The sequence below is a fragment of the Marinospirillum sp. genome (assembly GCF_014859565.1).
In genome coordinates this window covers 1-1,630 of sequence record NZ_JACUUA010000429.1, presented here as the reverse complement: position 1 = coordinate 1,630, position 1,630 = coordinate 1, and the positions used below count along the sequence as shown (strand labels likewise).

Here is a 1,630-nt window from a genome sequence, read left to right as displayed (position 1 = left end):
CTTGCTCATAAACTGCCCTCTCTTTGAGATCAATAGTTCGGACAGTTTTAAAGAAAGCCTGCTACCCGGATAATGGGGTTACCAAACTCAACCATCACCCGAACGCAGGCTTTCATGGAAATAGTCAATACGGTTTTACAGAAAATGTCCAGTGTCAGAAAACCGCGGCGGCAGTTTATGCTGATGCTTTTGCCCTGGAGGTCTGGCTCGCTTTTACAGCGGTTACACAGGCAAGGCTAAAAAGGGGTTACATCAGAGGATACAAGGCAATAAGGTGATCTCGATTGCCAGTTGGAAAATCCGCAAAGCCAATGCTCACTTGCTTGAGCGCTTTTCTTCGTACTTAGGCCTAGATTTCAATGGCATAAAATCCCAGCTAGGTTTTGAAGAGCTTTATAACTACGGTGCTATTGCATCATGAAACTGTCTGAACCATTGTTTCGGTAGCGATGGATTCAGTCCGTTTTTTCTTTAAATTCACATAGATCCTCAATCAGGCAGCAGAGGCAGCGGGGTTTGCGTGCCACACAGGTGTAACGACCATGCAGGATCAGCCAGTGGTGGATGTCCGGTTTAAATTCAGCAGGAACATGGCGCAGCAGTTTCTGTTCCACTTCATCCACGTTTTTGCCGGGTGCAATACCAGTGCGATTGCTGACTCGGAAGATGTGGGTATCCACGGCAATGGTGGGCTGACCAAACGCGGTGTTTAAAACCACGTTGGCGGTTTTGCGACCCACACCGGGCAGGGCTTCCAGTGCCTTGCGAGTAGAGGGGACTTCACCACCATGCTGATCCAGCAGGATACGGCAGGTTTTTAACAGGTTTTCGGCCTTGGTGTTGAATAGCCCAATGGTTTTAATGTAGGTCTTCAGGCCATCCAACCCCAGATCCACAATAGCCTGGGGTGTATTAGCGACTGGGAAAAGCTTGTCGGTGGCCTTGTTGACACTTACATCAGTGGCCTGAGCTGACAAGAGTACAGCGGTTAGCAGCTCAAAGGGTGTTGACCAGTTTAGCTCAGTGGTGGGGTGAGGATTGGCTTCCCGCAGGCGGCTAAAAATCTGGTGGCGTTTTTCTTTATTCATGGACGTTAATTTTCAACCCAGTTGTCCAAAATATTGCATTTAAGCAGCACATTTATTCCGCTCAACTTCCAGCTGCCTTCCAAGGTTGAGTGATACTGATTCCGCCACATCGATGTGGCCACCTTCACGCACCCGATCCATCACATCATCTTATCCGGTACCACTTCGCCCTGCTTGATACGCGGTGCAGCCGGGTTGAACCACTGCAACAATGGCAGATCACCAAAAAACAGCCTCAAACGCTCCACTGTCCAGGGGTCAAAATCGACGCATTCCGCATTTTGTTTTGATACATCGCCTGATCCGCAAAGGTTCAACAGCTGATCCATGTCGGTTGCATCATCAATCCATTTTCTGTCATCAGGGTAGTATCGGTACTGAGCGCATGATTGTAACTTTATATTGGTAAATAACGAAGATTATTTACAATACATTACAAATCGGGAATGGCAATGCCTGCCCCCACCAAAGACTGCTACAATCCTTGGGGTGCCATCGTGACCATTGACGCCATGGGCTGCCAGAAGGAGATTGCCGGGCAG

The 1,630-nt window shown here is 48.7% G+C and carries 2 protein-coding genes; both read right to left on the bottom strand.

Translation table 11 applies throughout. The annotated features are described in order from the left end of the window. Window positions 1-455 precede the first annotated feature (455 nt). Window positions 456-1,088, bottom strand: a complete 633-nt coding sequence (gene nth / locus IBX50_RS20510; protein WP_292258274.1) for an endonuclease III — start codon at window positions 1,086-1,088, stop codon at window positions 456-458. A 140-nt stretch (window positions 1,089-1,228) separates the two neighbouring features. Then, the gene (locus IBX50_RS20505; RefSeq protein WP_292258271.1) at window positions 1,229-1,417 is read right to left on the bottom strand and encodes a hypothetical protein; all 189 of its coding nucleotides are present in this window, start codon (window positions 1,415-1,417) and stop codon (window positions 1,229-1,231) included. Window positions 1,418-1,630 lie beyond the last annotated feature (213 nt).

Coding starts and splice junctions, on each gene's coding strand:
- nth (WP_292258274.1), bottom strand. CDS start 1,088: ATGAATAAAGAAAAACGCCACCAGATTTTTAGCCGCCTGCGGGAAGCC.
- IBX50_RS20505 (WP_292258271.1), bottom strand. CDS start 1,417: ATGGATCAGCTGTTGAACCTTTGCGGATCAGGCGATGTATCAAAACAA.